26 protein-coding genes are annotated in these 25,401 nt (G+C 64.1%); 8 read left to right on the top strand and 18 right to left on the bottom strand.

What is annotated here, in order from left to right; all coding sequences use genetic code 11:
- Positions 1 to 44 precede the first annotated feature (44 nt).
- Genes CHU94_RS05855 through CHU94_RS05845 form a run of 3 tightly spaced genes read right to left on the bottom strand, consistent with a single transcriptional unit; the run spans position 45 to position 2,194 of the window.
- Positions 45 to 449: a 6-carboxytetrahydropterin synthase gene (locus CHU94_RS05855; protein ID WP_094477702.1), complete on the bottom strand. Its 405-nt coding sequence runs from the start codon at positions 447 to 449 to the stop codon at positions 45 to 47.
- Positions 446 to 1,081, bottom strand: coding sequence for a 7-carboxy-7-deazaguanine synthase (gene queE / locus CHU94_RS05850; protein ID WP_094477700.1), 636 nt, complete (start codon positions 1,079 to 1,081; stop codon positions 446 to 448). Before queE ends, CHU94_RS05855 begins: the two co-directional genes overlap by 4 nt.
- A 9-nt stretch (positions 1,082 to 1,090) precedes the next feature.
- On the bottom strand, positions 1,091 to 2,194 hold the full coding sequence (locus tag CHU94_RS05845; protein WP_094477698.1) for a BMP family ABC transporter substrate-binding protein: 1,104 nt from the start codon (positions 2,192 to 2,194) through the stop codon (positions 1,091 to 1,093).
- 134 nt (positions 2,195 to 2,328) lie between these two features.
- On the opposite strand from CHU94_RS05845, the gene CHU94_RS05840 reads away from it, so the two are divergent.
- Positions 2,329 to 3,096: a tetratricopeptide repeat protein gene (locus tag CHU94_RS05840; protein ID WP_094477696.1), complete on the top strand. Its 768-nt coding sequence runs from the start codon at positions 2,329 to 2,331 to the stop codon at positions 3,094 to 3,096.
- Between the two features lie 10 nt (positions 3,097 to 3,106).
- Here the strand turns inward: CHU94_RS05840 and CHU94_RS05835 are convergent, their stop codons facing one another.
- The gene (locus CHU94_RS05835) at positions 3,107 to 4,003 is read right to left on the bottom strand and encodes a LysR family transcriptional regulator (RefSeq protein WP_176451937.1); all 897 of its coding nucleotides are present in this window, start codon (positions 4,001 to 4,003) and stop codon (positions 3,107 to 3,109) included.
- 97 nt (positions 4,004 to 4,100) lie between these two features.
- Between CHU94_RS05835 and CHU94_RS05830 the strand changes: the two genes are divergently transcribed.
- Positions 4,101 to 4,523, top strand: a complete 423-nt coding sequence (locus tag CHU94_RS05830; protein WP_176451936.1) for a hypothetical protein — start codon at positions 4,101 to 4,103, stop codon at positions 4,521 to 4,523.
- Here the strand turns inward: CHU94_RS05830 and CHU94_RS05825 are convergent.
- The 7 genes from CHU94_RS05825 to CHU94_RS05795 all read right to left on the bottom strand — a co-directional run bounded on the left by CHU94_RS05825 (position 4,481) and on the right by CHU94_RS05795 (position 12,325).
- Positions 4,481 to 5,530 carry an adenosine deaminase gene (locus CHU94_RS05825; RefSeq protein ID WP_094477692.1) on the bottom strand — a complete coding sequence of 350 codons (1,050 nt, stop codon included), beginning with the start codon at positions 5,528 to 5,530 and terminating at the stop codon, positions 4,481 to 4,483. The two genes, CHU94_RS05830 and CHU94_RS05825, sit on opposite strands and share 43 nt — an antisense overlap.
- The gene (locus tag CHU94_RS05820) at positions 5,530 to 6,525 is read right to left on the bottom strand and encodes an aromatic ring-hydroxylating dioxygenase subunit alpha (protein WP_094477690.1); all 996 of its coding nucleotides are present in this window, start codon (positions 6,523 to 6,525) and stop codon (positions 5,530 to 5,532) included. The genes CHU94_RS05825 and CHU94_RS05820 overlap by 1 nt, the downstream gene beginning before the upstream one ends.
- A 68-nt stretch (positions 6,526 to 6,593) precedes the next feature.
- On the bottom strand, positions 6,594 to 7,751 hold the full coding sequence (locus tag CHU94_RS05815; protein WP_094477688.1) for a BMP family ABC transporter substrate-binding protein: 1,158 nt from the start codon (positions 7,749 to 7,751) through the stop codon (positions 6,594 to 6,596).
- Between the two features lie 45 nt (positions 7,752 to 7,796).
- Positions 7,797 to 8,717 carry an ABC transporter permease gene (locus tag CHU94_RS05810; RefSeq protein ID WP_094477686.1) on the bottom strand — a complete coding sequence of 307 codons (921 nt, stop codon included), beginning with the start codon at positions 8,715 to 8,717 and terminating at the stop codon, positions 7,797 to 7,799.
- Positions 8,717 to 9,808: an ABC transporter permease gene (locus tag CHU94_RS05805; protein ID WP_094477684.1), complete on the bottom strand. Its 1,092-nt coding sequence runs from the start codon at positions 9,806 to 9,808 to the stop codon at positions 8,717 to 8,719. The genes CHU94_RS05810 and CHU94_RS05805 overlap by 1 nt, the downstream gene beginning before the upstream one ends.
- Entirely contained in the window at positions 9,801 to 11,378 is a 1,578-nt protein-coding gene (locus CHU94_RS05800; RefSeq protein WP_094477682.1) for an ABC transporter ATP-binding protein, read from the bottom strand. Before CHU94_RS05800 ends, CHU94_RS05805 begins: the two co-directional genes overlap by 8 nt.
- 14 nt (positions 11,379 to 11,392) lie before the next feature.
- Positions 11,393 to 12,325, bottom strand: a complete 933-nt coding sequence (locus CHU94_RS05795; RefSeq protein WP_094477680.1) for a LysR family transcriptional regulator — start codon at positions 12,323 to 12,325, stop codon at positions 11,393 to 11,395.
- 86 nt (positions 12,326 to 12,411) lie between these two features.
- Here CHU94_RS05795 and xdhA point away from each other — a divergent pair, with 86 nt between their 5' ends.
- Genes xdhA through CHU94_RS05780 form a run of 3 tightly spaced genes read left to right on the top strand, consistent with a single transcriptional unit; the run spans position 12,412 to position 16,567 of the window.
- The gene (gene xdhA / locus CHU94_RS05790; RefSeq protein WP_094477678.1) at positions 12,412 to 13,890 is read left to right on the top strand and encodes a xanthine dehydrogenase small subunit; all 1,479 of its coding nucleotides are present in this window, start codon (positions 12,412 to 12,414) and stop codon (positions 13,888 to 13,890) included.
- The gene (gene xdhB, locus CHU94_RS05785) at positions 13,887 to 16,265 is read left to right on the top strand and encodes a xanthine dehydrogenase molybdopterin binding subunit (RefSeq protein WP_094477676.1); all 2,379 of its coding nucleotides are present in this window, start codon (positions 13,887 to 13,889) and stop codon (positions 16,263 to 16,265) included. The genes xdhA and xdhB overlap by 4 nt, the downstream gene beginning before the upstream one ends.
- Complete coding sequence (locus CHU94_RS05780; protein ID WP_094477674.1) at positions 16,262 to 16,567, top strand: helix-turn-helix transcriptional regulator; 306 nt, start codon at positions 16,262 to 16,264, stop codon at positions 16,565 to 16,567. The genes xdhB and CHU94_RS05780 overlap by 4 nt, the downstream gene beginning before the upstream one ends.
- A 4-nt stretch (positions 16,568 to 16,571) precedes the next feature.
- Here the strand turns inward: CHU94_RS05780 and CHU94_RS05775 are convergent, their stop codons facing one another.
- Both CHU94_RS05775 and CHU94_RS05770 read right to left on the bottom strand, forming a co-directional pair.
- Positions 16,572 to 17,255: an ankyrin repeat domain-containing protein gene (locus CHU94_RS05775; RefSeq protein ID WP_094477672.1), complete on the bottom strand. Its 684-nt coding sequence runs from the start codon at positions 17,253 to 17,255 to the stop codon at positions 16,572 to 16,574.
- A gap of 9 nt (positions 17,256 to 17,264) precedes the next feature.
- Positions 17,265 to 17,762 carry a heme-binding protein gene (locus CHU94_RS05770; protein ID WP_094477670.1) on the bottom strand — a complete coding sequence of 166 codons (498 nt, stop codon included), beginning with the start codon at positions 17,760 to 17,762 and terminating at the stop codon, positions 17,265 to 17,267.
- 241 nt (positions 17,763 to 18,003) lie between these two features.
- Between CHU94_RS05770 and CHU94_RS19005 the strand changes: the two genes are divergently transcribed.
- Positions 18,004 to 18,282 carry a hypothetical protein gene (locus tag CHU94_RS19005; RefSeq protein WP_141211393.1) on the top strand — a complete coding sequence of 93 codons (279 nt, stop codon included), beginning with the start codon at positions 18,004 to 18,006 and terminating at the stop codon, positions 18,280 to 18,282.
- A complete protein-coding gene (locus CHU94_RS05765) occupies positions 18,283 to 18,636 on the top strand; it encodes a hypothetical protein (RefSeq protein WP_217901286.1) in 354 nt (117 codons plus the stop codon).
- 540 nt (positions 18,637 to 19,176) lie between these two features.
- On the opposite strand, the gene CHU94_RS05755 is transcribed toward CHU94_RS05765, so the two are convergent.
- The 5 genes from CHU94_RS05755 to CHU94_RS05735 form a co-directional block, all read right to left on the bottom strand.
- Complete coding sequence (locus CHU94_RS05755; protein WP_094477666.1) at positions 19,177 to 19,809, bottom strand: response regulator transcription factor; 633 nt, start codon at positions 19,807 to 19,809, stop codon at positions 19,177 to 19,179.
- Positions 19,806 to 21,272: an ATP-binding protein gene (locus tag CHU94_RS05750; protein WP_094477664.1), complete on the bottom strand. Its 1,467-nt coding sequence runs from the start codon at positions 21,270 to 21,272 to the stop codon at positions 19,806 to 19,808. Before CHU94_RS05750 ends, CHU94_RS05755 begins: the two co-directional genes overlap by 4 nt.
- On the bottom strand, positions 21,272 to 21,547 hold the full coding sequence (locus tag CHU94_RS05745; protein ID WP_094477662.1) for a hypothetical protein: 276 nt from the start codon (positions 21,545 to 21,547) through the stop codon (positions 21,272 to 21,274). The genes CHU94_RS05750 and CHU94_RS05745 overlap by 1 nt, the downstream gene beginning before the upstream one ends.
- 83 nt (positions 21,548 to 21,630) lie before the next feature.
- Positions 21,631 to 22,284, bottom strand: coding sequence for a Crp/Fnr family transcriptional regulator (locus CHU94_RS05740; protein ID WP_094477828.1), 654 nt, complete (start codon positions 22,282 to 22,284; stop codon positions 21,631 to 21,633).
- Between the two features lie 72 nt (positions 22,285 to 22,356).
- Positions 22,357 to 23,733, bottom strand: a complete 1,377-nt coding sequence (locus CHU94_RS05735; RefSeq protein WP_094477660.1) for a glycerate kinase — start codon at positions 23,731 to 23,733, stop codon at positions 22,357 to 22,359.
- 188 nt (positions 23,734 to 23,921) lie between these two features.
- Between CHU94_RS05735 and CHU94_RS05730 the strand changes: the two genes are divergently transcribed.
- A complete protein-coding gene (locus tag CHU94_RS05730) occupies positions 23,922 to 25,358 on the top strand; it encodes an 8-oxoguanine deaminase (protein ID WP_094477658.1) in 1,437 nt (478 codons plus the stop codon).
- Positions 25,359 to 25,401: the final 43 nt, after the last annotated feature.

Raw genomic sequence — 25,401 nt, 5'->3', positions numbered from 1 at the left:
GTCCATACCAGCAGGCCAATAGCCTTTATGGGGCGAGCCCGCGTTCAGGCACGCAGGGTGCAGCTGTCGCCAATTCCCTCGCGCCACACGCGCACCTGCCACAGGCCGCTGAACTCCCTGGCCATGGCGCGCCAGATGAAGGCGGCCAGGTTTTCCAGCGTGGGCGGCCCCAGCCCCTCCACTTCGTCCAGCAGGTGGTGGTCCAGCTGCGGGCGCAGCACGGCAATCGCGTTGCGCAGGTGGCCCAAGTCGACCACCATGCCGGTGTCTTCGTCGGCATTGCCGGCCACGGTCACTTCGGCGTGGTATGTGTGGCCGTGAATGCGTCGGCTGCCGGCCACCTCTTCGGCATCGTCCAGCGTGCGCTTCAAGGTGTGGGCGGCATCGAAGAAAAACTTCTGACTCACCTCACAGCGGCGAGGAATAGGAATGGCGGGTGCTTGGGTCATCGGATGCCAGTGATCTTGTGGGTTTGCAGGGACAGGCGCCACTGCGGGCGCTCTAGGCACTGGGCGATGCAGACACGGGTGTTGTCGGCACGCAGGATGTTGTCCATGGGTTGCAGGTAGCGGTGTTCAAAATCCGCCGACTCGCACTCGGCCAGAGTGATGCCCGGCTGGGGCCACACCAGCTTCAGTTCGTGCCCGCTGCGCTGCACCCAGGTGGAGCCCGCCTTGGGGCTCACGCAGATCCAGTCGATGCCCTCAGGTGCTTTGACCGTGCCATTGGTTTCCACGGCGATCTGGAAGCCCTGGGCATGCAGGGCATCAATCAGCTCCGAATCCACCTGCAGCAGCGGCTCACCGCCGGTCATCACCACAAAGCGGTTCGCCGCATCGGTGTCGGGCCACTGCGCGGCAATGCGCTCGGCCAGTTCTGCAGCCGTTTTGAACTTGCCGCCCAGCGTGCCGTCAGTGCCCACAAAGTCGGTGTCGCAAAAGTGGCAGACAGCGGTGGCGCGGTCCTGCTCGCGGCCGGTCCAGAGGTTGCAACCTGCAAACCGGCAGAACACGGCGGGGCGTCCCGCATTGGAGCCCTCGCCCTGCAGGGTGTAGAAGATTTCCTTGACTTGGTAGGTCATCGCGGGCCCCTAGTGGCTGAGCTTGCCCTGCACGCCGGCCACCAGCCAGTTCATACCCAGGATGTCGGCATCGCTCAGCGTCTTGCCCTTGGCAATCACCAGCTTGCCTTCGTTGTCCAGCACGTCCGTACTGGCGGCAAAAGGATGCAGCTTGCCGGCAGCAATGTCTTTCTGACGCTGCAGCACTTCGGCCTGCACAGTCTTGGGCACCTTGGTGCCAAAGTCGCCCACGCGGATCATGCCTTCCTTCACACCGCCCCACACGTTGCCACTCTTCCAAGAGCCATCCAGCACCGCTTGGGTACGGGCTGTGTAATAAGCGCCCCACTGGTGGGTGACGGCGATCAGCTGCGCGTCGGGCGCGACCTTGCGCATGTCGGAGTGGTAAGCCACGGCCAGCTTGCCGCGCTCTTGGGCAGCGGCCATCACGGCGGTGGAGCCAGTGTGGAATGCCATCGCGTCCACACCCTGGTTGAACAGCGTCATGGCGGCATCGCGCTCGCGCGGTGGGTTGAACCACTCGCCCAGCCACACCACCTTGACCTGCGCCTGCGGGTTGACCGAGCGCATGCCCAAGGTAAAGGCGTTGATGCCCTGCAGCACCTCGGGGATGGGAAAGCCTGCCACGTAGCCAGCCAGGTTGCTCTTGGTCATGCGGCCCGCAGCCACGCCAGCGAGGTAGCGGCCTTCGTAGTAGCGTGCATTGGCGGTGGCCACGTTGGGTGAGGTCTTGTAGCCGGTGATGGACTCGAACTTCACGTCCGGGAACTCCTGCGCCACCTTGAGCGTGGGCTCCATGTAACCAAAGCTGGGGGTGAAGATGAGTCGGTAGCCCTGGCGCGCCAGGTCGCGGATCACGCGCTCGGAATCCGGGCCTTCGGCCACGTTTTCCACATACGTGGTCTGCACCTTGGCGCCCAGCGCGGCGACCACGGCCTGGCGCCCTTCTTCGTGCTGGCGCACCCAGCCCGCCTCGCCCAGCGGCGTCACATAGACAAAGCCGACCTTGAGCGGCTGGTCCTTGGCAGGGGGTGTGGTTTGGGAAATGGCCGCCGATGGCGCCAACAGAAAACAACAAGCGGCCACGAGCGTGGCAGCGAGGTTTTTATACATGGTAGTCCTCTACATGGCCCTGAGACATAGAAACCAGCGCTTCAGGGCAGCAGCGCCGGGGCAGTAGTTTACGCTACACGGCATAATTGAGAACAATTCTTGTTCAATTGAGCAATTTCGATAGGCCCCATCCCATGCGTTCTTTCCCCGAATCTGCCCATGAACTGGCGAGCTGGACATCCACAGACTGGCAGACTGTGATAGCCGGCGAGCCCGAGGCTTCGGCGCAATGGATGCTGCACTGTGCTCGACTGGGCCACGCCGATGCACAGACCATCTTGGGCCAATGGCTGCTGAACGGCCATGGGCTGGACCGGGATCCGGTGGGCGCATTGGCCTGGTTTTTGAAGGCCGCAGCCCAGGGCCACCCCATGGGCATCAATATGGCCGGCCGCTGTTTTGAGAACGGCTGGGGCGCCAGTGAGGACTGCGCGGCGGCTGCCCACTGGTACCGACAGGCTGCAGCCAAAGGCCTGGACGCCGGCATGTACAACTACGCCAACCTGCTGGCAACGGGCCAAGGTGTGCCACAAGACGCGGCCGAAGCGCTGCAGTGGTACCGCAAGGCAGCCGCCCTAGGCCACGCCAAGTCCATGACCAAAATCGGCTTCTTTTACGAAGATGGCCGTGTGGTTGCACAAGACGCTGCCGCGGCGTTTAGCTGGTTCGAAGGCGGCGCACGGGGCGGCGACTTTCGTGGCCAGTACAACTATGCCAGCATGCTCGCCGCACGCGGCCGGATGGACGAAGCGCTGGAGTGGCTGCACAAGGTACCTTTGACCGCCACTCCGGGCTTCAAACGCCTGGCCGGCGAGCAACTGCAGCACTCGCCCCACCCGGCTTTTCGGGCCGTCGGCCAGCAGATGCTGGACGCACACGGCACCTCCACGGCAACCGCATAAGCATCCACACTCAAGCCGCCAAAGCCATTTCGTCAGCCATGAAGTCCAGAAAAGCCCGCACCTTGCGCGGCAGATAGCGCGACTGTGGCACCACCCCGTACACCGTCAGTCCGGGCAAGCGATGCGCGGACAACACTTCCTGCAATTGCCCACTGGCCAGCAAATCCGCCACTACAAAGTGCGGCGTGAGTGCCAGCCCCTGCCCCGCCAACAGGGCGTCGCGCAGCATCACACTGTTGTTCACCCGGTAGTGCGCACTCACCACCACTGGCGCTTGGCCAGGTGACGCGGCAGGCCACTCCAGCGGCTGGCTCGTCTGGGTGTAGACCATGCAGGCATGGTCTGCCAGATCCTGTGGCGAGTGAAGCGGTGGTGCCATGTCCAGATAAGCCGGTGCAGCCACAAGCAATTGGGCCGTGTGACCCAATGGCCGGGCCACCAAACCGGAGTCTGGCAAGCGCCCGGCGATGCGGATAGCGCAGTCAAAACCCTGCGCAACCAGATCCACAAAGCTGTCGTTCAAGGACAAGTCCAAGATGATGTGGGGATAAGTCGCCATGAATACTGGCATGCGCCGAGACATCCACATCAGAGCAAACGACGTGGGCACCGCCACCCGGAGAAGGCCAGACACACTGCCGGCGCGTTGGCGCGCCTCGTCCAGCCCTGCGGCCAGTTCTTCGTCCATACGCACTGCAGTGGCATACAGGCCCATACCCTCTTCAGTAACGCCCAGCGTGCGGGTCGTGCGTTGGAGCAGACGCACGCCCACGTCCCGCTCGAGCTGCGCCACCAGTTTGCTCACAGTGCCACCACTCACTCCCAGCGCATCAGCCGCTGCCTGGAATGACCGCAACTCCACGACACGGCGAAACGCCTGCAAAGCCGGCAAGCTCGGGGTTTTCACATTCTTTCGCATATGGAATGAATGTAATGCCATTGTGCTTCTTTACGCGATAAATTGGCAGCAATAGAGTTCAGGCTTTTGCACTTCGCACATTGTCATGCTCTGGACCACACGCCATATCAAAGGAATCATGCTGCTCTCGGGTGTCCTCACCTGCACCATGCTGTATGCAGCCATCGCGCCCCAGGCCGCGTTAAGCAGCCAGTTCGGGAGCAGTTTGCAAGGCCCAGTGGCGGAGGTGGTGGTGCGCAGCTGGGCGGTATTGATCACCCTGGTTGGCGGCATGCTGCTCTATGGCGCTTACCACCCTGCGCAGCGCCCGCTGGTGCTGGCGGTGGCTGGCACCAGCAAGCTGGCTTTTGTCAGCCTGGTGCTGACGCAGGGCGGCGCCCTGTTGCAACACCAGGCCGGCATAGCGGTAGCCGTGGACAGCCTCTTTGTGCTGCTGTATGCCGGCTACTTTGCGGGTCGCGCCAATCAGGTGAAGTTGGCAAACGTGGCGTCAAGCCGGTCTACATAGCGGGCCCGTACGGACGCGTCGATGAAACTGGCCTCAAAGCTGTTGCGTGCGAGCGTGTAGGCGTGTTGTGCGGTCAGGCCCAAGGCCGCAAAAGTCTGGGTGAAGTTCTCGTTGATGTAGCCACCAAAGTAGGCCGGGTCATCGGAATTGACTGTGGCCATGATGCCAGCGTCCAGCATAGTGCCGATGTTGTGTTGTTTTAGCGTGGGGAATACGCGCAACTTCAAGTTGGACAGCGGACACACGGTGAGCGGCATCTTGTCTTTGGCAAGGCGCTGCATCAGCGCTGCGTCGTGGATGGCTTGCACACCGTGGTCGATGCGCTCCACCTTGAGCACATCCAGTGCGCTCCAGATGTAGGCGGGGGGTGCCTCTTCGCCGGCGTGGGCCACCAGGCGAAAGCCCAGTTGTTTGGCGCGCGCATAGACCTTGGCAAATTTCTCAGGCGGATGCCCCACTTCGCTGGACGCCAAACCAATGCCCACGATCTTGTCGCGCAACGGCAGCGCCTGTTCCAGGCATTCAAAGGCTTCTTCCTCGCTCAGGTGGCGCAGGAAGCACAAGATCAACGAGGCCGTAATGCCGAATTTGGCGGGCGCATCCGCACAGGCCCGGTACAGGCCATTGATGACGACATCAGCACTCAGGCCATGGCCGGTGTGCGTTTGCGTGTCGAAAAAGATTTCGGTGTGCAGCACGTTGTCGGCCTGCGCACGCGCCAAGTAGGCGCAGGTCATGTCATAGAAGTCCTGCTCGGACTTCAGCACCATGGTGCCCTCGTGGTAGATGTCCAGAAACTCTTGCAAGTTGTTGAACACATAGGCGTCGCGCAACGCCTGTTCGCTGGGGAAACGCAGGGGCACGTTGTTGCGCTTGGCCAGTGCAAACATCAGCTCGGGCTCCAGCGAGCCTTCGATGTGCATGTGCAGCTCAGCCTTGGGCATGGCGCGTAAGAGCGCAGGCATGCGGTCAGCGGCAACGGATTTGACAGTCGGATAGGTAGCCATCAGCAGACTCCAAAAGTAATGTTCTCTTGTTTCAAAAAACGGCGGTAGGCGGACGATGCCTTGTCCGCTGCCGTGTGCACTTCGGCGCGCACATCCAGTGGCAAGCGCTGCGGCCGTTGGGACTCCAACACCGGCTTGTCCTGCATAAAGATAGTGTGCTGGAAATCTTGAAGTTTGTTGTCGGGCGACTCAAAGTCCGCCATGGCCAGGCGAAACCAGACACGGCTGCTCTCGGGGGTGATGGGGCAGATAAACAATCCAATCGATTCACGAAAGCCTTGCAGCGCCACGCTGGCGGCATCCGGCACCTTGGTGAGCACCGCGGTGTAGGGCGCCAGCACCTCGTAGGTGTACTCCACCTGCGCGGGCGCGGTGGAGTGCACATTGCTCTGCGGTTGCCAGGCCTTGCACTGGGTGGCGCGCAAACCGGTGGGCGTATCCTCCACGGTGTAGTCGTCAATGGCGGTGGCTTCACGCATGCCCAGCCATCCGTCGTGGACAAAACCAAAATGGGCCATGTCCAAAAAATTCTCGATGATGCGTGGCGCACTCGTCGCCACGTCGTAGGGTCCGCAGTTGACCGTACGCAGCTGCGCATCGGCATCTGCCGCGAACACAGGGATCAGAGCGGCGTCTGCTTCCGCCTGCAAGCAGATCCAGACCAAGCCATAACGCTCACAGGCAGAGAAGCGCCGCGCCGCATGCGTGGCCGGCGGCACAAACTGCGGCAAGGCTGGCACATGCACACACTGTCCGCGCCCGTCGAACTGCCAGCCGTGATACGGGCATTCCAGCCGGTCCCCACACACCCGCCCCAGTGACAACTGGGCACCGCGGTGCGGGCACTGGTCAGCCCAAGCGTGGATCTGGTGCGCGCTATTGCGCCACAGCACTACGGCTTGGCCCAGCAGAAGCACGCCCAGTGGCGCCTGTCCCACATCGGTGCTCAATGCCACGGGGTGCCACAGAGTGGCTTCTTTGCTCACGGTATCCATGCCTCAATCCTTGCCTGCCAACAAAAAAGGGCCGCTCGTAGGCGGCCCTTCGTTCAGTCCACCGCCAATTACTTGGCGCCGGGAACCTTGCCTTCCACGCCCTTGACGTAGAAGTTCACGCCCGACAGGAACTTGTCGTCGGCAGTTTCGCCGTCTTTCAGCACTTCCTTGCCAGTGTTGTCTTTCAGAGGACCCTTCCAGATCGCGAAGGTACCTTCAGCCAGGCCCTTCTTCACTTCTTCGACCTTGGCTTTGGTTTCTGCAGGCACGTCTTCGGCCACGGACACGATGTCAATCGCGCCTTCCTTCACACCCCACCACACACCGCTATTGCCAGTCCAAGTGCCTTCCAGTGCGTCCTTGGTGGCCTTGATGTAGTAAGGACCCCAGTTGATGATGGCAGACGCCAGGTGGGCCTTGGGGCCGTAGGCGGTCATGTCGGAATCCCAACCGAAGGCGCGCTTGCCCTTGGCTTCGGCAGTCTTCAAGACGGCAGGAGAGTCGGTGTTTTGGAACAGCACGTCAGCGCCACCGTTGATCAGGGACGTTGCGGCTTCGGTTTCCTTGGGAGGATCGAACCAGCCGTTCACCCACACCACTTTGGTCTTGACCTTGGGGTTGCTGCTTTGGGCGCCCAGGGTGAAGCTGTTGATGTTGCGGATCACTTCAGGAATTGGGATGGAAGCCACCACGCCCAGCGTGTTGGTCTTTGTCATCTTGCCAGCGATCACACCCGCCATGTACGCACCTTCGTACGTGCGGCTGTCGTAAGTGCGCATGTTGTCGGCTTGTTTGTAGCCGGTGGCATGCTCGAACTTCACGTCCTTGAATTCGGGCGCCAACTTGAGCATGGGCTCCATGTAACCGAAGGTAGTACCGAACACCAGCTTGTTGCCGCTGCTGGCCATTTCACGGATCACGCGCTCAGCATCAGCCGATTCAGGCACGTTTTCCACGAAGGAGGTGACGATCTTGTCGCCGAATTCCTTTTCCAGCGCCTTGCGACCGTTGTCGTGGGCAAAGGTCCAGCCGCCGTCGCCCACAGGGCCAACGTAGGCGAACGCGATTTTCAGGGGCTCTGGCTTGGGTGCAGGGGCAGAAGCTGCGGGCGCAGGAGCGGGCGCAGGAGCCGGCTCTTCCTTCTTGCCGCAACCCACCAGGGCTGCGCTCGCCACCGCAGTCAGGGCCGCGATTTTGAGCAGTGAACGTTTTTGCAAATCTGTCATGTCACTTCCTTTTAAAAAACACGAAAAAACGAACGGAAACCAGGATCAGGAACCCGGATAGAACGGCTTGCCAATGGAAGCCGGCATATTAATCCGAATCCAGCGGGGATTGCGAGAGATCAGCGCCAACACCACGATGGTCGCCACATAGGGCAGCATGGTCAAGAATTGGCTGGGCACCTCTACCCCAATACCCTGCAGGTGGAACTGCAACATGGTCACGCCACCGAACAGGTAAGCCCCAAGCAAGACCCGCGCCGGGCGCCAAGTGGCAAAAGTCGTCAGCGCCAGCGCGATCCAGCCCTTGCCAGCCACCATGCCCTCTACCCACAAGGGCGTGTAGATGACGGAAATATAAGCACCCGCCAGCCCGCACAGCGCCCCGCCCACCACCACGGCGGCCAAGCGGATGCCGCGCACCGGGTAGCCCAGGGCGTGGGCTGACTCGGGGCTTTCGCCCACGCTGCGCAGGATCAACCCAGCGCGGGTGCGGTACAGGAACCAGATCAGCGCCAGCGCAAACAACACGGTCAGGTAGACCATGGGATGGTGGCGGAACAGGGCGGGCCCCACAAAAGGAATGTCGGCCAGCCCGGGAATGGCAAAGCTGGGTCGGTCGGGCATTTTTTCCTGCACATACGAAATACCCGCAAAGGCCGAAAAGCCGCCACCAAACAAACTGAGCGCCAGACCGGTGGCGTACTGGTTGGTGTTCAGCCAGATCACCAGCACGCCAAAGATGGCGGCCATCACGGCGCCCGCGGCCATGCCGGCGGCAAAGCCGGCCATGTCGCTGCCGGTGTGCACCACCGCGGCAAAACCCGCAATGGCGGCGCATAACATCATGCCCTCGGCGCCCAGGTTCACGATGCCGGCTTTTTCGTTGATCAGGAGACCCAGCGAGGCAATCGCCAGCACGGTGCCCGCGTTCAGGGTGGCTGCAATGAGCAGAGCGTAGGAATCCATTATTTTTTACCTCCAGCAGCGGCGGATTGGACCCACTTGAGGCGGTAGTTCACCAAGGTGTCGCAGGCCAGCAGGCTGAACAGCAGCAGGCCCTGGAACACGCCCGTGAGCGACTTGGGCAGACCCAGGCGTGATTGCGCGAGCTCGCCACCGATGTAGAACATGCTCATCAGCAAGGCCGAGAACACCATACCCACCGGGTGCAGGCGCCCCACATAGGCCACGATGATGGCCGCAAAGCCATAGCCCGCAGGCACATAGGGCGTGAGCTGGCCAATGGGGCCGGCTACCTCCAGCGCGCCAGCCAAGCCCGCCATGCCGCCGGACACCAGCAGCGCCGTCCACAAAGCGCGGCGTGACGAAAAACCGGCATAGCGCGACGCGGCAGGCGCCAAGCCCCCCACCTGCTGGGCAAACCCGGCTCGGGTGCGGAACAGGAACACCCAGATACCCGCCACGCCCACCAGCGCAAAAATCACACCGATGCTGACCCGCGAGCCCTGGAACAGGCGTGGAATGCGGGTTGCGGCTTCAAAGGTCTTGGTCTGCGGGAAGTTGTAGCCCAGCGGGTCTTTCCAGGGGCCATAGACCAGGTAACCCAGCACCTGCACCGCCACGTAGACCAGCATCAGGCTGACCAGAATTTCATTGGCGTTGAACTTGTCGCGCAGAAAAGCCGTGAGCCCGGACCACACCATGCCCCCGGCAATGCCCGCCACGATGACAGGCACTACCATCCAGCCGCCGGTCGTTTTCTCGGCCAACAGCGCCACACCGCTGGCGGCCACTGCGCCGATGATGTACTGGCCCTCAGCGCCAATGTTCCAGACATTGGAGCGGAAGCACACGGCCAAGCCCAACGCAATGAGCAACAGCGGCGTGGCCTTGACCACCAGCTCGCCCAGCGCGTAGCCACTCTTGATGGGTTCCCAGAAGAACACCCCCAAGCCCTTGACCGGGTCTTTGCCCAGCGCGGCAAACAAAATCACGCCGATGATGACGGTGACCACCAAGGCCAACAAGGGCGAGCCATAACTCCAGGCTTTGGAGGGCTGAGGCCGGGCCTCCAGTTTCAAACCCGACTTAGCCATGGGCCACCTCCGCACGGGCGGCGGGCGTTGCGCCCTCCCATAAACCACTCATCCACTCTCCAATCTTTTCCACCGTGGCCTCGCCCACCGGCACCGAGGGCGACAACTTGCCACGCGCAATCACGTGCAGGCGGTCGCTCACCTCGAACAATTCGTCCAGCTCTTCGCTGACCACCAGCACGGCACAACCCGCGTCGCGCAATGCCAGGATGGCACCACGGATTTGCGCAGCCGCCCCCACGTCCACGCCCCAGGTAGGCTGGGACACGATAAACAGCTTGGGCGCCGCGTCAATCTCGCGGCCGACGATGAACTTCTGCAAATTGCCACCCGACAGCGAACGCGCCGCCGCCGTGGGGCCATTGGCCTTCACGTTGAAGGCGCTGATGATGCGGGCCGCATGGGCCTCCAGCTGGCGCACCTTGATCCACCCACCCGCAAATTTGGGCGCGGTGATGGACTCGGTGCGTGTGAGCAGCAGGTTGTGGGCCAAGCTCAGCGTCGGCACAGCGCCGCGGCCCAGGCGTTCCTCGGGCACGAAATGCAAACCCAGCTTGCGCCGCCCGCCCGGGTGCATGGCAGACACATCGGCCTGGCCCATGCGCACACTGCCCTTGGGCGCGCGGCAGTCTTCGCCCGACAGCGCATAGAGCAACTCTTTCTGGCCATTGCCCGATACACCGGCAATGCCCACCACCTCGCCACCGTGCACGGTGAGCGAGATGCCATCCAGGTCCACCCCAAACTGGTCCTCGCGGGCCAGGCTCAGCTGGCTCACCGTCAGCACTGGCGAGCCTGCTTGCTGCGGGCGGTGCTCCAGCTGCGGCGGCTCTGCACCAATCATCAGGCGCGAGAGGGATGCGTTGGATTCTTCGGCCGGGTTGCACACGCCGGTGACCTTGCCGCCGCGCAGCACGGTGCAGGCATTGCACAGCTCGCGAATCTCATGCAACTTGTGGCTGATGTAGAGAATGCTGCAGCCCTGCGAGGCCAGCTTTTTCAGCACCACAAACAGCTTCTCTACTGCCTGCGGTGTCAGCACCGAGGTGGGCTCGTCCAGGATCAACAGCTGCGGATTGGTCAGCAGCGCGCGGATGATTTCGACGCGCTGCATCTCTCCCACGCTGAGCGTGTGCACCGGGCGGCTGGGGTCGATGTCCAGCCCGTATTCGGCCGCCTTGGCGGTGATGCTGGCCGTCACTTGCTCCAGACTTTGCGCCTTGTCCAGGCCCAGCCACACGTTCTCCGCCACGGTGATGGTGTCAAACAGGTTGAAGTGCTGGAACACCATGCTGATGCCCAGCGCGCGCGCCTCTTTGGGGTTGCGGATATTGACCGGCTTGCCGTTGAACAGCACCTGACCAGCATCAGGCTTGATGGAGCCGTAAATGATCTTCATCAGCGTGGACTTGCCAGCGCCGTTTTCGCCCAGCACCGCGTGGGTCTGGCCGGGCATGACGGTGAGCGACACCTCGCTGTTGGCAATCACGCCGGGGTAGGCTTTGGTGATGCCGGTGAGCTGCAGGCGCGCAACGGCGGAAGGCGGGGAGTCTGGTACAGGTGGGGCCATGGGTGCTGTGTCTCTTATTCTTTTCGGAGTTCGGCCGCGACCGACTTGATGCGCTCGCGCAGCCACTTGTTGGAGGCGCTGGTATGGGTGCGGGCGTGCCAGAGCTGGTAATACATCATGCGGGGGAACTCCACGGGGCAGGGCAGTATTTTGACCGGCAGTGTGTCCACAAACCGCTCGCAGTACTGCCTGCCGGTGGTGAGCACCAGCAAGGTTGATGCCACCATGCCCGGAATCAGCCCGAAATGCGGGCAGCGCGCCACGATATGGCGCTGCAAGCCCAGGCTGCCCAAGTGCTCGTCGATCACGCCCTTGGCGCCGGGGTGAGTGGCACCGGGCGCGATATGCTCGGCCTCCAGCCACGAGGCCTGGTCCCAGCCGCGGCGCACAGCCGGGTGTTTTTTGGACACCAGGCACACCACCTCGTCGCCAAACAGGCGGCCCAGGTGCAGGTCATCGGGCGGCTGCGGCCAATTGCCAATCACCACATCAATATCACCCTGGGCCAGCAGGGTGCGGTAGTCGCTGGCGCCCGACAGGGGGTGGATTTCAATTTCGGCCGCGGGGGCCTGGGTCTTGATCTGCGCCACCAGCCGGGGCAGGAACAGCGGGTCCAGGTAGTCGCTGGCAGCCAGGCGGAAGGTATTGCGCGCGGTGGCGGGCTCAAAACCGCGCGCATCCGAGAACAACATCTCGGCGGCACGCAATATGCTGGCACTGGGCTCGAGCATGCGCAGCGCCGTTTCGGTAGGCACCATGCCAGAGCCGGAGCGCACCAAAAGTGGGTCCCCGGCAAAGTCGCGAAGGCGTTTGAGCGATGCGCTTACCGCCGGCTGGTGCATGCCCAGTCGGATGGCGGCTTTGGAAACGCTGCGCTCAGTTAACACGGTATGAAGGACCCTGATCAGATGAAGGTCTATCTTGTCGAAAAGGGATTGGTCTCTCATACAGGCGTGTAAATTGGTGCCATATGCTAATGCGTATGGGAGCCCTGCCCCTCCCGAATTACCCTCCCGCACGAGGAACCCATTCCATGACAACCCAAGTTTTGAGATTCGTACGCCGCGGCGAGATCGTCACCCTGCCCGATGTGCCTCCCACCCGCACCCTGCTGGAGGTGCTGCGCGAGGACCTGCACTGCACCGGCACCAAGGAAGGCTGCAACGAAGGCGACTGCGGCGCCTGCACCGTGGTGGTGGGCGAAGAGGTCAACGGCCAGCTGCAGACCAAGGCGGTGAACAGCTGCATCAAGATGGCGCACAGCCTGGACGGCAAGGCGCTGTGGACCGTGGAAGACATTGCCGCCGACGACGGCTGCCTGCATCCCGCGCAAGAAGCCATGGTGCAGTGCCACGGCAGCCAGTGCGGCTTTTGCACGCCGGGCTTTGTGATGAGCCTGTTTGGCCTGTACCAGCAGCACGCCCACGCGGGCCAGCCCATCACCCGCGCCGACGCCCAGCACGCCCTGAGCGGCAACCTGTGCCGCTGCACCGGCTACCGGCCCATCTTGGACGCCGCGCAGGCCATGCTGGGCCTGCCCGCCGTGCCGGTGGACGAGGCCAAAACGCTATCAAAACTGAAGCTGCTCGCGCAGAAACCACGAGGTCTAGAGGCCAATTTGGCTTATAAATCGCCCACCACACTGCCCGCTCTGCTGGCCGCCCGCGCCCAGTACCCCCAGGCGCAAATCGTGGCCGGCTGCACCGACGTGGGCCTGTGGGTCAACAAGATGCACATGGACTTTCCCCAGGTGCTGGACGTGACCCAGGTGGCCGAGCTGAAGCGCGTGGAGCAGTACCCGCACCACATCGCCATCGGTGCCGCTGTCACGCTGACCGATGCCTTTGCCGCCCTGGTGGCCGACCGGCCGCAGCTGGGCGCCTTTGCCAGCCGTTTTGCCGGCCTGCCGGTGCGCAACGCCGGCACGCTGGGCGGCAACGTGGCCAATGGCTCGCCCATTGGCGACTCCATGCCGCTCTTGATTGCGCTGGGTGCCAACGTGGTGCTGATGGCGCTGCGCAAGGGCAAAGTGGTTCACCGCGAGCTGCGCCTGGAAGACCTTTACACCGGCTACCGCAAAAATGTGATGGCCCCGGACGAAGTGCTGGCCTGGATCAAGGTGCCCAAGGCGGTGGCCGCCGAGCGCTCGCGTGTTTACAAAATCTCCAAGCGTTTTGAGGACGATATTTCTGCTGTTTGCCTAGCGCTGAACCTGCACATCGTGAACGGCAAGGTGGCGCACGCCAGCATTGGTGTGGGCGGTGTGGCCGCCACACCCGTGCGCGCCGTCAAAACGCAAGCGGCGCTGCTGGGCCAGCCCTGGACGGCCGACACCGTGATGACCGCCATGGCCACGCTGCGTGCCGAGTTTTCGCCCATCTCTGACATGCGCGCCAGCAGCGCCTACCGCACCGAGGTGCTGGGCAACCTGCTGCAGCGCTACTGGCTGGAGAGCCAGGGCCAGAGCGCCATCAACCTCGAAAGTTTTGTGCTGGAAGGAGAAGCCGCATGAGCGCCGCGTCCGTCACCGCTTCCGCCCTGCCCAGCCTGTCGCCCACCGTGCTGGAGGCAGCCCCCACCCCGCGCGGCCCTGCTGCAGGGGTCAACCAGTTCCACGAGAGCGCCGTCGCCCAGGTGGCTGGCGCCGTGCACTACATCGACGACCTGCCCGAGGTACGCGGCACCCTGCACGCCGCGCCCATCCTCTCGAACGTGGCGCACGGCAAGCTGCTGGGTGTGGACGCCAGCGCCGCACTCGCCATGCCCGGCGTGGTGAGTGTGGTGCTGAGCGAAGACATTCCCGGCGACCCCATGCTGGCCGCCTTTGCGGGCGACGAGCCCGTGTTTGCCATGGACACGGTGCAGTTTGTGGGCCAGGTGGTGGGTGTGGTGGTGGCGCACACCGCCATGCAAGCGCGCCACGCCGCGCGCAAGGTCAAGCTCCACATCGAAGCCCTGCCTGCGGTGCTGACCGTGCAGCAGGCGCTGGAGGCGAAGAGTTTTGTGCTGCCCCCGGTGACGGTGCGCCGGGGTGATGCCGCCACCGCACTTGCCAACGCGCAGTATTCCTTGCACGGCACGCTGGAGGTGGGTGGCCAGGAGCACTTTTACCTGGAAGGGCAGATTGCCTACGCCATGCCGCTGGAGCAAAACCAGTGGTGGATTTACAGCAGCACCCAGCACCCCGGCGAAGTGCAACACTGGGTGAGCCACGCGCTGGGTATCGACAACCACGCGGTGAAGGTGGAATGCCGGCGCATGGGTGGCGGCTTTGGCGGCAAAGAGACGCAAGCCGGCCACCTGGCCGTGTGGGCCGCCGTGGCAGCGGTAAAGACCAAACAGGCCGTGAAGCTGCGCATGGACCGCGACGACGACTTCATGGTTACCGGCAAGCGCCACCCCTTTGCCTACGAATACACCGTGGGCTTTGACGACACGGGCCGCCTCACCGCGCTGCAACTGCAGATGGCGGCGAACTGCGGCTTCAGCGCCGACCTGTCCGGCCCCGTGGCCGACCGCGCCATCTTCCACAGCGACAACGCCTACTACCTGCAGGACGTAGACATTACGTCTTACCGCTGCAAGACCAACACACAAAGCCACACCGCCTTTCGCGGCTTTGGCGGGCCGCAAGGCGTCATCCTGATTGAGACCATCATGGGAGACATTGCCCGCGCCCTGAAGCTGGACCCGCTGGACGTGCGCCTGCGCAACCTCTACAGCGACGAGGCCATTGCAGGCACGGATCAGAAGCGCGACACCACCCACTACCAGATGAAGGTGGAGGACAACATCCTCCAACCTTTGCTATCAAAGCTGGAGCTGTCCGCGCAGTATCGGCGACGCGTAGAGGCCATTTCGGCATGGAATTCGACCAGCCCCATGCTCAAGCGCGGCATTGCCATCACACCGGTCAAGTTCGGCATCAGCTTCACCGCCACGCTTTTCAACCAGGCGGGCGCGCTGGTGCATGTGTACACCGACGGCAGCGTGCAGGTGAACCACGGCGGCACCGAGATGGGCCAGGGCCTGCACACCAAGGTGGCGCAGATCGTGGCGGACGAGCTGGGCATTCCGTTTGCGCGCGTGCTGTGCACCGCCAGCGACACCAGCAAGGTGCCTAACGCATCGGCCACGGCCGCCAGCGCGGGCACCGACCTGAACGGCCGCGCCGCCCAGTTTGCCGCGCGCCATGTGCGCGACAACCTGGCCGCGTTTGTGTGCGGGCTGGACGGCTGCGGCGCCGGTGCCATCAAGTTCAAGGGCGGCGAGGTGTTTTCACCCGTGGCCACGCGCAGCTTTGACGAGGTGGTGAAACTGGCCTACGCCAACCGCATCCAGCTATGGAGCGATGGCTTCTACCGCACGCCCAAAATCCACTACGACAAGACCACGCTGACTGGCCGCCCCTTCTACTACTTTGCGTATGGCGCGGCGTGTACCGAGGTGGTGATTGACACGCTGACCGGCGAGAGCAAGGTGCTCAAAGTAGACATCCTGCACGACGTGGGCCGCAGCATCAACCCGGCCATTGACGTGGGGCAGATCGAAGGCGGCTTTGTGCAAGGCATGGGCTGGCTGACGACTGAGCAGTTGGTTTGGAACGACAAGGGTTACCTCAGTACCCACGCCCCCAGCACCTACAAGATTCCCACTGCAGGCGACATCCCAGAACACTTCAAGGTGGACCTCTGGCCCGAGCCCAACCGCGAAGACAACGTGTTTGGCAGCAAGGCCGTGGGCGAGCCGCCGTTCATGCTGGCCATCAGCGTCTACGAGGCGCTGCGTGACGCGGTGGCTCAGGCACGCGGCGACGGCAAGCTGGTGCGCCTGACCGCCCCGGCCACGGCCGAAAACGTGTTGCGCGCGTTACAGTCCGGCACATGACGCCAGACACCGCCACCACACCCGTTCCGCTCCCAGCGCCCATCACGCTCACCATGCCCATTCCCACGGGCGAGCAGCTCAAGGCCGCGCGTGTGGCGGCCGGGCTGAACCAGGCCCAGGCAGCGGAGCTGATGGGTTATTCGCTGCAAACCGGCAGCCGCGGCGGCCTGCAGTCCCGCACCTGGCAGGCGCTGGAAAGCCCCACCGACGAGCGCTGCATGCAAGGCCCCATGTTCGCCATGTTTTTGCTGCTCACGGGGCAGCACCCGGCCTACACCTTGGTGCCCAAGGCGCAAGACTAAGGCCCTAAGGCCGCGCCTGCAGCAGCTGCACCATGGCCTGGTAACCCCGGGCCTGGGCCAGTTGCAGTGGCGTGTGGCCGCTGCGGTCGGTCAGCTTGGGGTTGGCCCCGGCTGCCAGCAGCTGGCGCACCACATCGGTGTGGCGCGCACCACCATCCCCCAACACCACGGCCTCTATCAGCGCCGTCCAGTGCAGGTTGTTCACATGGTCCAGCGGCGCACCGGCCGCAATGAGCTGGCGCACCACACCTGCGTGGCCCAGGTGCGCGGCGGCTATCAGCGCCGTGCCTTCGTAAGGGCTCGTGGTGTTCTTGGCACTGGCGCCCAGCTGTAGCAGCAGGGCCAGCGTCTCTTCGTCATTGGCCACCGCCGCAATCGTCACCGGGTCGTACTGCTGAAACTCCATGGCATTCAGGTCGGCCCCGGCCGCCGCCAGAAGGCGAATCGCTTCGCGCTGGCCCGCAAAAGTGGCCACATGCAACGGCGTGCGCTGCTGCACATCGCGCACTTCCAGGTTGGGCTTGGCCGCCAGCAGGGTGCGCAGCTTGGCCACATCACCGCGGTGTGCGGCACCCAGCAGGCCCGTGTACTGTGCGGCCTGCGCCGGGCTGGGCGCAATTTGCGCTTGGGCGGGGGCCAGCCCCAGCAGAGCCCAGGCGATGGCAATGGCAGAAAGACGCTGGCGCATGGCGATGCCTTACTTCAGCAGGTCAGCCACGGTGGCAATGGCCGCCACCGCGCACTGCTCGTCCAGGTGGCCGCCAGGTGCACCGCCAATGCCCACGGCACCAATCACTTCATTGCCCACCTTCACCGGCACACCGCCACCCACCAGCAGCATGCCCGGCAGGTACACCAGCGTGGCCGCTGCGGGGTTCTTCTGCGCGTTTTCCATCATGGCCAGCGTGGTGTTCTTGGCGGATGCCGAGGTGTAAGCCTTGGCGCGGCTGGCGTCCACGGTGTGGGGGCCAGCATTGTCGGCACGCATCACGGCACGCACAGTGCCCGCGCGGTCCACCACCGTGGTGGTCACGGCGTAGCCCTTGTCTTGGCAGGAAGCTACAGCGGCCGTGGCAATGCGGTTGGCCAGCTCCAGCGACATATTGCGTTCAGTGCGCACGCCTTCGGCTTGCGCGCCAGCAGCGGCCAACAGGGCGATGGAAGCAATGGCGAGGGTAGACAGGGACTTGTTCATACGGTTCTCCTAAAGGGATTTGGATTGACGGCGAACACTTGTTTGCCGTTGGGAGAACTTTAGAAAAAGGAGGCGCTGCGGGGTATTCGTAGGCTTACGTGTGGGGGTCCGTAGAAATACGGAGATGGGGTGACGAAGCTATGCCAACCGGAAGACAGGATGCGACCCAAAGCGGTCTTTCAGCAACTCAGATTGATTGCCCGATAGCTGACATTCGAAGAGGGATCAACGGACGGGTACGATGGACAGCCGCAACGCAGCGGAAGCCGACGTTCAAAAAACACCCGATTGGGGGATGTTCAATCTGGTTCCGAGGCGTAAAAATCGTGAAATTATTGGCTCACTCCATTACTTACAGAGTGCGGGGTTTGTCGGAATTTTTATACCTGTACAAACGCACATGAATACTTCGGAAATTGAGCCTGCAAAAGGCTTTCCAGCGCAATTGGTGCCCAGTTTATCCCGCAGCCTCCAGAACTTCCCGCAGGTTTTGCGGCATACATTACGTTATGTTTCCTAAATGAGCATGGAATTAGCGAAGGTCTTTGACCCCGGTTTTTCTACCGCAGATGCTGAGTACCCAGACATCGGAATGGAGGAAGGCGACCTCATTCTTCGATTCAAGGATTGGCGCGAAGAAGTCATTGAGGTCTTTTTCTCAGACGTCATCGCGTTCAAATGGCAAATGACGGAGACCTTTGTTGAAGGCGAGCATTACGATAGAAGCCATGAGATTTTGAACTCCCTGTGGCTTGCAGCACATGTTTCACAAGGCTGCATTGCCGAAACTGAGGAGTACAAGCATTACAAGTTCAACTTCAATGGGTGCGGTCAGCTTGACGTTATTGCCAATGGTTTTGTCAAGAAAACATAACAGGTTGCTCGTCTCGGACACGCAGCCACAGGTTGCCGCTTCGCGGCGCGGGCTGCGCGCCGTACAGCGCCAACGTTGAACGACTGCTTCCAGCCTTTTGGAGACCCGTACTATCGGAGCAGTTCGACTGCGGCGGCAATGAGCCAGACCTCCGGTCTGGTCTCGCGATGCAGGCCTCGGAAGGCGTGGGCGTAGCCGCGCGTCAACTCATTCAATGCGGCGCTTACGTTTGGCGGCTCCTCGTTGAGGAACGTAAATGCATCTTCTAGGCAGCCCCGCTCGGTGTTTATGTCTGGTGGCAGGCTCCCAACTAGGGAGCAGAGCCCCCTGGCGATTGAAACTTTGTTTGGCGGCTCGATAGGCTGCTTGAGTTCATGTGCACGCATTGTTCGTGACCTTTTCAACGAGAAATCTGCTGAGGATTACACACCTCAATGGCCCAGTCATTGAGCTGTTGAGCGTCCCAGAGCGGTCGGTCGCGACTGACTTCTTATGGCCCAAAGCGACGAGTTGCACGGATATACACCCGGTGCCGCCGCCTCACCCATCCCCCTCTTCCACCAACGCCGCATAGTGCCGAATCAGATGCGCTAGCGAGGGCGCTTCCAGTTTCTCAAACAGGTTGGCGCGGTGTGTCTCCACCGTGCGCGGTGACACGGCCATGGCGCGGCCGATTTCCTTGTTGGTGAGGCCTTCGATGATCAGCCCCAGCACCTCGCGTTCGCGTTCGGTCAGGCCCGCATAACGCTGGCGTGCGGCCTGGTCGGCGGCGTGGCGTTGGCGGGATTTGACGTGGCGGCGCACGGCTTGTTGCAGCGTGTCCAGCAGCAGTTCGTCGTTCACCGGCTTTTCCAGAAACTCGGCCGCGCCGGCCTTGAAGGCGCGCCGGCACAGGTCTACCGTGCCGTGGCCGGTGAGCATGACCACGGGGTGGTCCACGCCTGCGGCCTGCAGCTGCTCCAGCACCGCCAGGCCCGAGATGCCGGGCATGCGCATGTCCAGCACCACGGCGCCCAAACTGTGGCGGTCGAACTCGGCCAGAAAACGTTCGGGGTCGGCCCAGGGCTGCACGCGCAGGCCCACGGTGCTGATGAGCAGTGCCAGCGCGTCGCGCACGGCCTCGTCGTCGTCCACGAGGTGGATCAACGGGGACAGAGATTCGGCGGCGCTCATGCGTGGTCTCCTGCGGGTAGTTCCAACACAAACACGGCACCCGGTTGCGCGGGTTTGTGGCGGATGTGGCCGCCCATCTCGGCGGCCAGGGTTTCGCACAGGCTCAGGCCCAGCCCCAGGCCACCGGGGCGTCCGCTCACAAAGGGCTCAAACAATCGATCGGCCAACGCGGCAGGCACGCCGGGGCCGTTGTCTTGCACGCTCAGGCGCACGGAGGTGCGTGCCACGGCCTCCACCGTGAGTGTGAGCACACGCGCCCTGCCCTGCACCTGCTCAAGCGCGCTCAGCGCGTTGTTCACCAGGTTGTGCAAGATTTGCTCCAACGCCACCGGGTCGCCCAGCGCCAGCAACGATGCGGGGCCTTGCAGTTGCACGGCCACCGCGCGTTTGCGGCATTCGGGCTCCAGCAGTTGCAGCACTTCGCGCGCAGCCTGGGCCACATCCACCGGTGTGGTGGTGCCGGTGTTGGGCCGCTCGATGGCGCGGCGCAGGCGGGCCACCACCTCGGCCGCGCGCCGGGCCTGAACCACGGTCTTGTCCATGGCGGCCTGGGCCTGGGCCACATCAGGCGGGTCGTCGGCCAGCAGGCGCACCGTGGCTTGGGTGCTGGCCAGCACGGCGGTGAGTGGTTGGTTCAGCTCATGGGCCAGGCCGGCGGCCAGCTCGCCCAGCGCATTCAGGCGCGACACCTGGCCCAGGCGCAGCAGGTCTTCGGCACGCTGGCGCGCGCGGCGCTGCTGCAGGGCGCTGGCCAGGGCCAGCAGCGCCAGCGTCCAGGCCAGCAGCCACACGCCCACTGTGACCCAGGGCACGTCGGCCAGGCCGTAGCTGCGTTCGGCCACCATGTCGAAGGGCTGGCTGGCCGCAGCCAAATGTTTGCTAAACGTGAAGCGGCCCAGCTCAAAACCGGCCGGGCTGCCGTGCATGGCCCAGCGCGCACCGCCATGCGCGAGCCAGGCTCTGGTGGTGCGGGCAGCGTCTGCAGTGGGGCTGTCGCCAAAAGGCCAGTCGGCCCAAGGCACCATGAGCGGCAAAGACACCTCCAGCGCATAACTGGCGGCCTCTGGCAGGCTGCCCGGTGGGGGCGCCATGGCAATCCAGAATCGGCCTTGCGCAAGGTCGGCACGCACCAGCTCGGGCTGGCCGGGGCGGCGCTCGGCGGCGGTTAATGCTTGGGCCAGCGCAGCGTCTGCCGGCCAGGGCTGCGACGCCGTGCGGCGCCACATGTGCAAAAACTGGGGGTAGATGGCGGGTAGGCGCGCGTCCACTGCGGGCTGCATGAGGCTCAGCGTAGACAACACGGCTTCGTGCTGCACGGCCCGCTGCGACAGCAGGCGGTGCGCGATGCGCGCGTCGGTCTCAAACGCGTTGCGGCTATCCGCCATCGACTGGGTCACCCACCAGGCGCTGCCCAGCACACAGCCCAGCGCCCAAGCAGCCAGCCACAGGGCACGGCGGTGCATCAGCGGTCCTTGTTGGTGATGATGCGGTCGGTCTTGCGGGGGCGCCCGGCGCGGCCGGCTTTGGACCAGTCGTAGTCCTCGCCATCAGGCGTTTTGCCGTCGGCCACCGTGTCCACACCGGGCTTGCCGGTGTTCTGCGGGTTCTCGCTGGCCATGGTCACAAAGGTGTGGCCGGCGTCGCGTTTTTCTTTGGTGATCTGCAGCGCTTCCACGATGGCGGCGGCTTCTTGGCCGTGGGCTTGGCCGGTTTCATCGGTCCAGTAAATTTTGAACATGGTGCGCTTGCATAGGGTGGGTCAATCTGCCGGGCCACCACAGCAGGCGGCCCATGCATCCATCCTATCCGCAAGCGCGGAGCTTAGCCGCCGGCCAGAGACCGCAGGCCCAGCGGGTCGACCAGATTCACGGTGCGGCCCGAGCCGCTGATGAGGCTGCGCTCGCGCAGGTTGCGCAGCACACGCGACAGGGTTTCGGGCGCAATGCCGAGCTGGGCGGCAATCAGGCGCTTGCGCTGCTGCAGTTGCACGGAGCAGACGCCCTGCTCGCTGTTTTGGGCGTGGCGCAGCAGCCATTCGGCACAGCGGGCCTCGGCGTCTTTGGCCAGGCGGCTGACGGCCAGCTCGGTTTGCTGGCGGTGGGCGTAGGCCACATCGAGCAGCACACTGCCCGCGGGGGCGCGGGCATCGGCCAGCGCAGCCCGAAATGCGGGCAGCGGCACAGCGCGCAGCTGCACGACGGTTTCTGCCACGGCATCCATGGCGGCGGGCAGGTCCAGCACCGCGGCGGTGGCGTCCAGCCAGCCGGGCTCCAGCTGGGCGCCCAGCTGGTGCTCCAGCAGCTCGCCATGGCTGCTTGCGTTGCCCGCGATGCCCAGCACCACGCGCCCGCTCTCCAGGTACAAGACCTGGGCCGAGGGCTGGCCGCGGCTCAGCAGGCGGCTGCCTTCCGGGCGCGTCTCCAGGGGGTGGGTTGCCAGCAGGGCGGCAAGGGTGGGTGGTAAGGGGGCCAACATGGCTGCCACTGTGCCGCGCCAGCGCCCGCCAGACCTTGAGGCAAATCAACCTTTGCGCAGGCCCGGCACCCGCTACAGCACCAGCAAGGCCCGAAAGTCGTTGACGTTGGTGTGGGTGGGGCCGGTGGTGAACAGGTCGCCCAGAGGGTCAAAAAAGCCCACCGCGTCGTTGCGGTCCAGGCAGTCGGACAGCGACACCCCGGCGGCAGCGGCACGGGCTAGCGTGTCGGGCGCCACCAGGGCACCGGCGTTGTCTTCCACCCCGTCAATACCATCGGTGTCCGCCGCCAGCGCCCAGACGCCCGGCTGCCCTTGCAGCGCCTGGGCCAAGCCCATGCAGAACTCCCCCGCGCGGCCGCCCCGGCCTTTGGCAGCGCCCTCGCGGCGGGGGCGAATGGTGACGGTGGTTTCGCCGCCACTCAAGATCACACAAGGTTTGGCAAACGGCTGCTGTGGGGACGCGGGCCGGTGGGCGGCGGTGCGCGCCAGCGCTGCGTGCACCTTGCCCACCTCGCGCGATTCGCCTTCCAGCTCGTCGCTGAGGATGTAAGCATTCAGGCCCAGGGCGCGGGCGGCATCGGCCGCCGCCTCCAGCGACTGCTGGGGCGTGGCGATCAGGTGCACCGTGTTGCGGGCAAACACCGGGTCGCCGGGCTTGGGGGTTTCCAGCGCGCCGCTCTCGAGCATTTTTGTAATGAAATCGAGCTCCAGCCCTGATGAATGCTGCGCGAGCCGCTTCAATATCGATAGCGCATCGGCGCAGGTGGTGGGGTCGGGCACGGTGGGGCCGCTGGCGATGACGCTGGGGTCGTCGCCCGGCACATCGCTGATGAGCAGCGTGACCACCTGGGCCGGATAACAGGCCGCTGCCAGGCGCCCGCCCTTGATGGCGGAGAGGTGCTTGCGCACGCAGTTCATTTCCTGGATGTTGGCGCCGCTCTCCAGCAGCAGCTTGTTGATGCGCTGCTTGTGCTCCAGGCTGAGGCCACCGCCCTCCCACTGCGCGGGCAGGGTCAGCAGCGAGGAGCCGCCACCCGAGATCAGGCAGATCACCAGGTCGTCCTCCGTCAGCCCCTCGGTCAGTGCGAGGATGCGCTGGGCCGCGGCCAGGCCGGCGGCGTCGGGCACCGGGTGGGCGGCTTCCACCACCTCGATGCGCTGGGGCGCGGCATCTAGCGGGCGCGGCGGCGTGTGGTCATAGCGGGTGACTACCAGGCCACTGATAGGCGCGTCTTGCGGCCACAGTGCGTCCAGTGCGTGGGCCATGGCGCCACCGGCCTTGCCGGCGCCCAGCACCAGCGTGCGGCCCTTGGGCACAGGCGGCAGAAAGCCGGCCAGCGTGTGCGCTGGCAGCGCCTGGCGCACAGCAGCCCAGTAGAGATGAGCCAGCACGTCGCGCGGGGCGAGTTCGGAGAAGTGGGGAGAAGGGGTTTGGCTTGGCATGGTCATCGCTTTATTCCATGGTACTGGAGAGGACTTGGGGCAAAATTCGCGAGCGCACAGCGCAACAGCACAGCCCGGGATGCTCGGCAACGTGGTGCTCGCCTCTGGTGGCCGGTCTGGCCCGCCAGCGGGATTCGGCCTCGGCAGGACCCACCTTTGCAGGTGGAACACTTGTTTGACGGAGAAACTTTCACATGGGCACTTTGCTGATCCACAACGCGCGCACGGTTGCGACGTTCGATAACGCCGACCCTGCGCAAGCCACCGAGCTGCGCAACGCATCCATTTACATCAAAGGCCACCGCATTGCCTTCATCGGCGCCACGGCCGACCTGCCACCGCAGGCGCTGCAGGCGGACGAGGTGATCGACGCCTGCCACCACTTGGTGACGCCGGGCCTGGTGAACACGCACCACCATATGTACCAGTCGCTCACGCGGGCGATACCCGCGGTGCAGAACGCTGAGCTGTTTGGCTGGCTGCGCGGGCTGTACCCGATCTGGGCCGGGCTGACGCCCGAGATGGTGCAGGTGAGCACGCAAGTCGCTATGGCCGAGCTGCTGCTGAGTGGCTGCACCACCAGCAGCGACCACCTCTATATCTACCCCAATGGCGTGCGGCTGGATGACAGCATCGAGGCGGCGGCTGAGATCGGCATGCGCTTTGTGGCCACGCGCGGCAGCATGAGCGTGGGTCACAGCCAGGGCGGGCTGCCGCCGGACCGGGTGGTGGAAAAAGAAGACGCGATATTGAAGGACACACAGCGCCTGATTGAGCAGTACCACGACATGTCGCACGGCAGCATGGTCACCGTGGCGGTGGCGCCCTGCTCGCCCTTCAGCGTGAGCCGCGAGCTGATGCGCGAGTCCGCGCTGCTGGCCCGCCAGTACGGTGCGCGCCTGCACACCCACCTTGCCGAGAACGACCACGACCTGGCCTACAGCCGCGAGAAATTTGGCTGCACGCCCACGCAGTACGCGCAAGACCTGGGCTGGCTGGGCGACGACGTATGGCACGCGCACTGCGTGAAGCTGGACGACGAGGGCATCAGCCTGTTTGCCGCCAGCCGCACCGGCGTGGCGCACTGCCCCTGCAGCAATATGCGCCTGTCTAGTGGCATTGCGCCGGTGCGCAAGATGCTGAACGCCGGTGTGCCCGTGGGCCTGGGCGTGGATGGCAGTGCCAGCAACGACGCCGCACACATGCTCAACGAGGCGCGGCAGGCGATGCTGCTGGCGCGCGTGGGCCGCGCCATGCAGCCGCCCGAAGTGCGCGACGGCAGAACCTTCTTTGGCTGCGACCTGGGCCCGGCCGAGATGACGGTGCGCGATGCCCTCAGTGTGGCCACCCGCGGCGGCGCGCAGGTGCTGGGTCGCAGCGATGTGGGTCACCTCGCCGTGGGCATGTGTGCAGACCTGGTGCTGTGGGACCTGGACACACTGGGCTTTGCTGGCGGCGCGGTGCACGACCCGGTGGGCAGCCTGCTGCTGTGCGCCAGCCCGCAAGCGGACTACACATTGGTCAACGGCAAGGTGGTGGTGCGCGAAGGGCATCTGGAGACCGTGGACCTGGGCCCGCTGATGGAGCGGCACAACCGCCTCGCCATCGGACTGGCGGAGGCGGCGCACTAAATCGCTCCTAAAACAGGAGCTGCTCGCGCAGTATTCCCGGGGG

This window comes from Rhodoferax sp. TH121 (genome assembly GCF_002251855.1).
Taxonomy (GTDB): domain Bacteria; phylum Pseudomonadota; class Gammaproteobacteria; order Burkholderiales; family Burkholderiaceae_C; genus Allorhodoferax.
Note: the sequence above shows the minus strand (reverse complement) of the source record. Positions and strands in the feature narration are given on the sequence as shown.

What these genes read in the sequence shown, in the direction of transcription:
- CHU94_RS05855 (WP_094477702.1), bottom strand. Translation starts at nt 449, where the DNA reads ATGACCCAAGCACCCGCCATTCCTATTCCTCGCCGCTGTGAGGTGAGT.
- queE (WP_094477700.1), bottom strand. Translation starts at nt 1,081, where the DNA reads ATGACCTACCAAGTCAAGGAAATCTTCTACACCCTGCAGGGCGAGGGC.
- CHU94_RS05845 (WP_094477698.1), bottom strand. Translation starts at nt 2,194, where the DNA reads ATGTATAAAAACCTCGCTGCCACGCTCGTGGCCGCTTGTTGTTTTCTG.
- CHU94_RS05840 (WP_094477696.1), top strand. Translation starts at nt 2,329, where the DNA reads ATGCGTTCTTTCCCCGAATCTGCCCATGAACTGGCGAGCTGGACATCC.
- CHU94_RS05830 (WP_176451936.1), top strand. Translation starts at nt 4,101, where the DNA reads ATGCTCTGGACCACACGCCATATCAAAGGAATCATGCTGCTCTCGGGT.
- CHU94_RS05825 (WP_094477692.1), bottom strand. Translation starts at nt 5,530, where the DNA reads ATGGCTACCTATCCGACTGTCAAATCCGTTGCCGCTGACCGCATGCCT.
- CHU94_RS05820 (WP_094477690.1), bottom strand. Translation starts at nt 6,525, where the DNA reads ATGGATACCGTGAGCAAAGAAGCCACTCTGTGGCACCCCGTGGCATTG.
- CHU94_RS05815 (WP_094477688.1), bottom strand. Translation starts at nt 7,751, where the DNA reads ATGACAGATTTGCAAAAACGTTCACTGCTCAAAATCGCGGCCCTGACT.
- CHU94_RS05810 (WP_094477686.1), bottom strand. Translation starts at nt 8,717, where the DNA reads ATGGATTCCTACGCTCTGCTCATTGCAGCCACCCTGAACGCGGGCACC.
- CHU94_RS05805 (WP_094477684.1), bottom strand. Translation starts at nt 9,808, where the DNA reads ATGGCTAAGTCGGGTTTGAAACTGGAGGCCCGGCCTCAGCCCTCCAAA.
- CHU94_RS05800 (WP_094477682.1), bottom strand. Translation starts at nt 11,378, where the DNA reads ATGGCCCCACCTGTACCAGACTCCCCGCCTTCCGCCGTTGCGCGCCTG.
- CHU94_RS05795 (WP_094477680.1), bottom strand. Translation starts at nt 12,325, where the DNA reads ATGAGAGACCAATCCCTTTTCGACAAGATAGACCTTCATCTGATCAGG.
- xdhA (WP_094477678.1), top strand. Translation starts at nt 12,412, where the DNA reads ATGACAACCCAAGTTTTGAGATTCGTACGCCGCGGCGAGATCGTCACC.
- xdhB (WP_094477676.1), top strand. Translation starts at nt 13,887, where the DNA reads ATGAGCGCCGCGTCCGTCACCGCTTCCGCCCTGCCCAGCCTGTCGCCC.
- CHU94_RS05780 (WP_094477674.1), top strand. Translation starts at nt 16,262, where the DNA reads ATGACGCCAGACACCGCCACCACACCCGTTCCGCTCCCAGCGCCCATC.
- CHU94_RS05775 (WP_094477672.1), bottom strand. Translation starts at nt 17,255, where the DNA reads ATGCGCCAGCGTCTTTCTGCCATTGCCATCGCCTGGGCTCTGCTGGGG.
- CHU94_RS05770 (WP_094477670.1), bottom strand. Translation starts at nt 17,762, where the DNA reads ATGAACAAGTCCCTGTCTACCCTCGCCATTGCTTCCATCGCCCTGTTG.
- CHU94_RS19005 (WP_141211393.1), top strand. Translation starts at nt 18,004, where the DNA reads ATGGACAGCCGCAACGCAGCGGAAGCCGACGTTCAAAAAACACCCGAT.
- CHU94_RS05765 (WP_217901286.1), top strand. Translation starts at nt 18,283, where the DNA reads ATGAGCATGGAATTAGCGAAGGTCTTTGACCCCGGTTTTTCTACCGCA.
- CHU94_RS05755 (WP_094477666.1), bottom strand. Translation starts at nt 19,809, where the DNA reads ATGAGCGCCGCCGAATCTCTGTCCCCGTTGATCCACCTCGTGGACGAC.
- CHU94_RS05750 (WP_094477664.1), bottom strand. Translation starts at nt 21,272, where the DNA reads ATGCACCGCCGTGCCCTGTGGCTGGCTGCTTGGGCGCTGGGCTGTGTG.
- CHU94_RS05745 (WP_094477662.1), bottom strand. Translation starts at nt 21,547, where the DNA reads ATGTTCAAAATTTACTGGACCGATGAAACCGGCCAAGCCCACGGCCAA.
- CHU94_RS05740 (WP_094477828.1), bottom strand. Translation starts at nt 22,284, where the DNA reads ATGTTGGCCCCCTTACCACCCACCCTTGCCGCCCTGCTGGCAACCCAC.
- CHU94_RS05735 (WP_094477660.1), bottom strand. Translation starts at nt 23,733, where the DNA reads ATGACCATGCCAAGCCAAACCCCTTCTCCCCACTTCTCCGAACTCGCC.
- CHU94_RS05730 (WP_094477658.1), top strand. Translation starts at nt 23,922, where the DNA reads ATGGGCACTTTGCTGATCCACAACGCGCGCACGGTTGCGACGTTCGAT.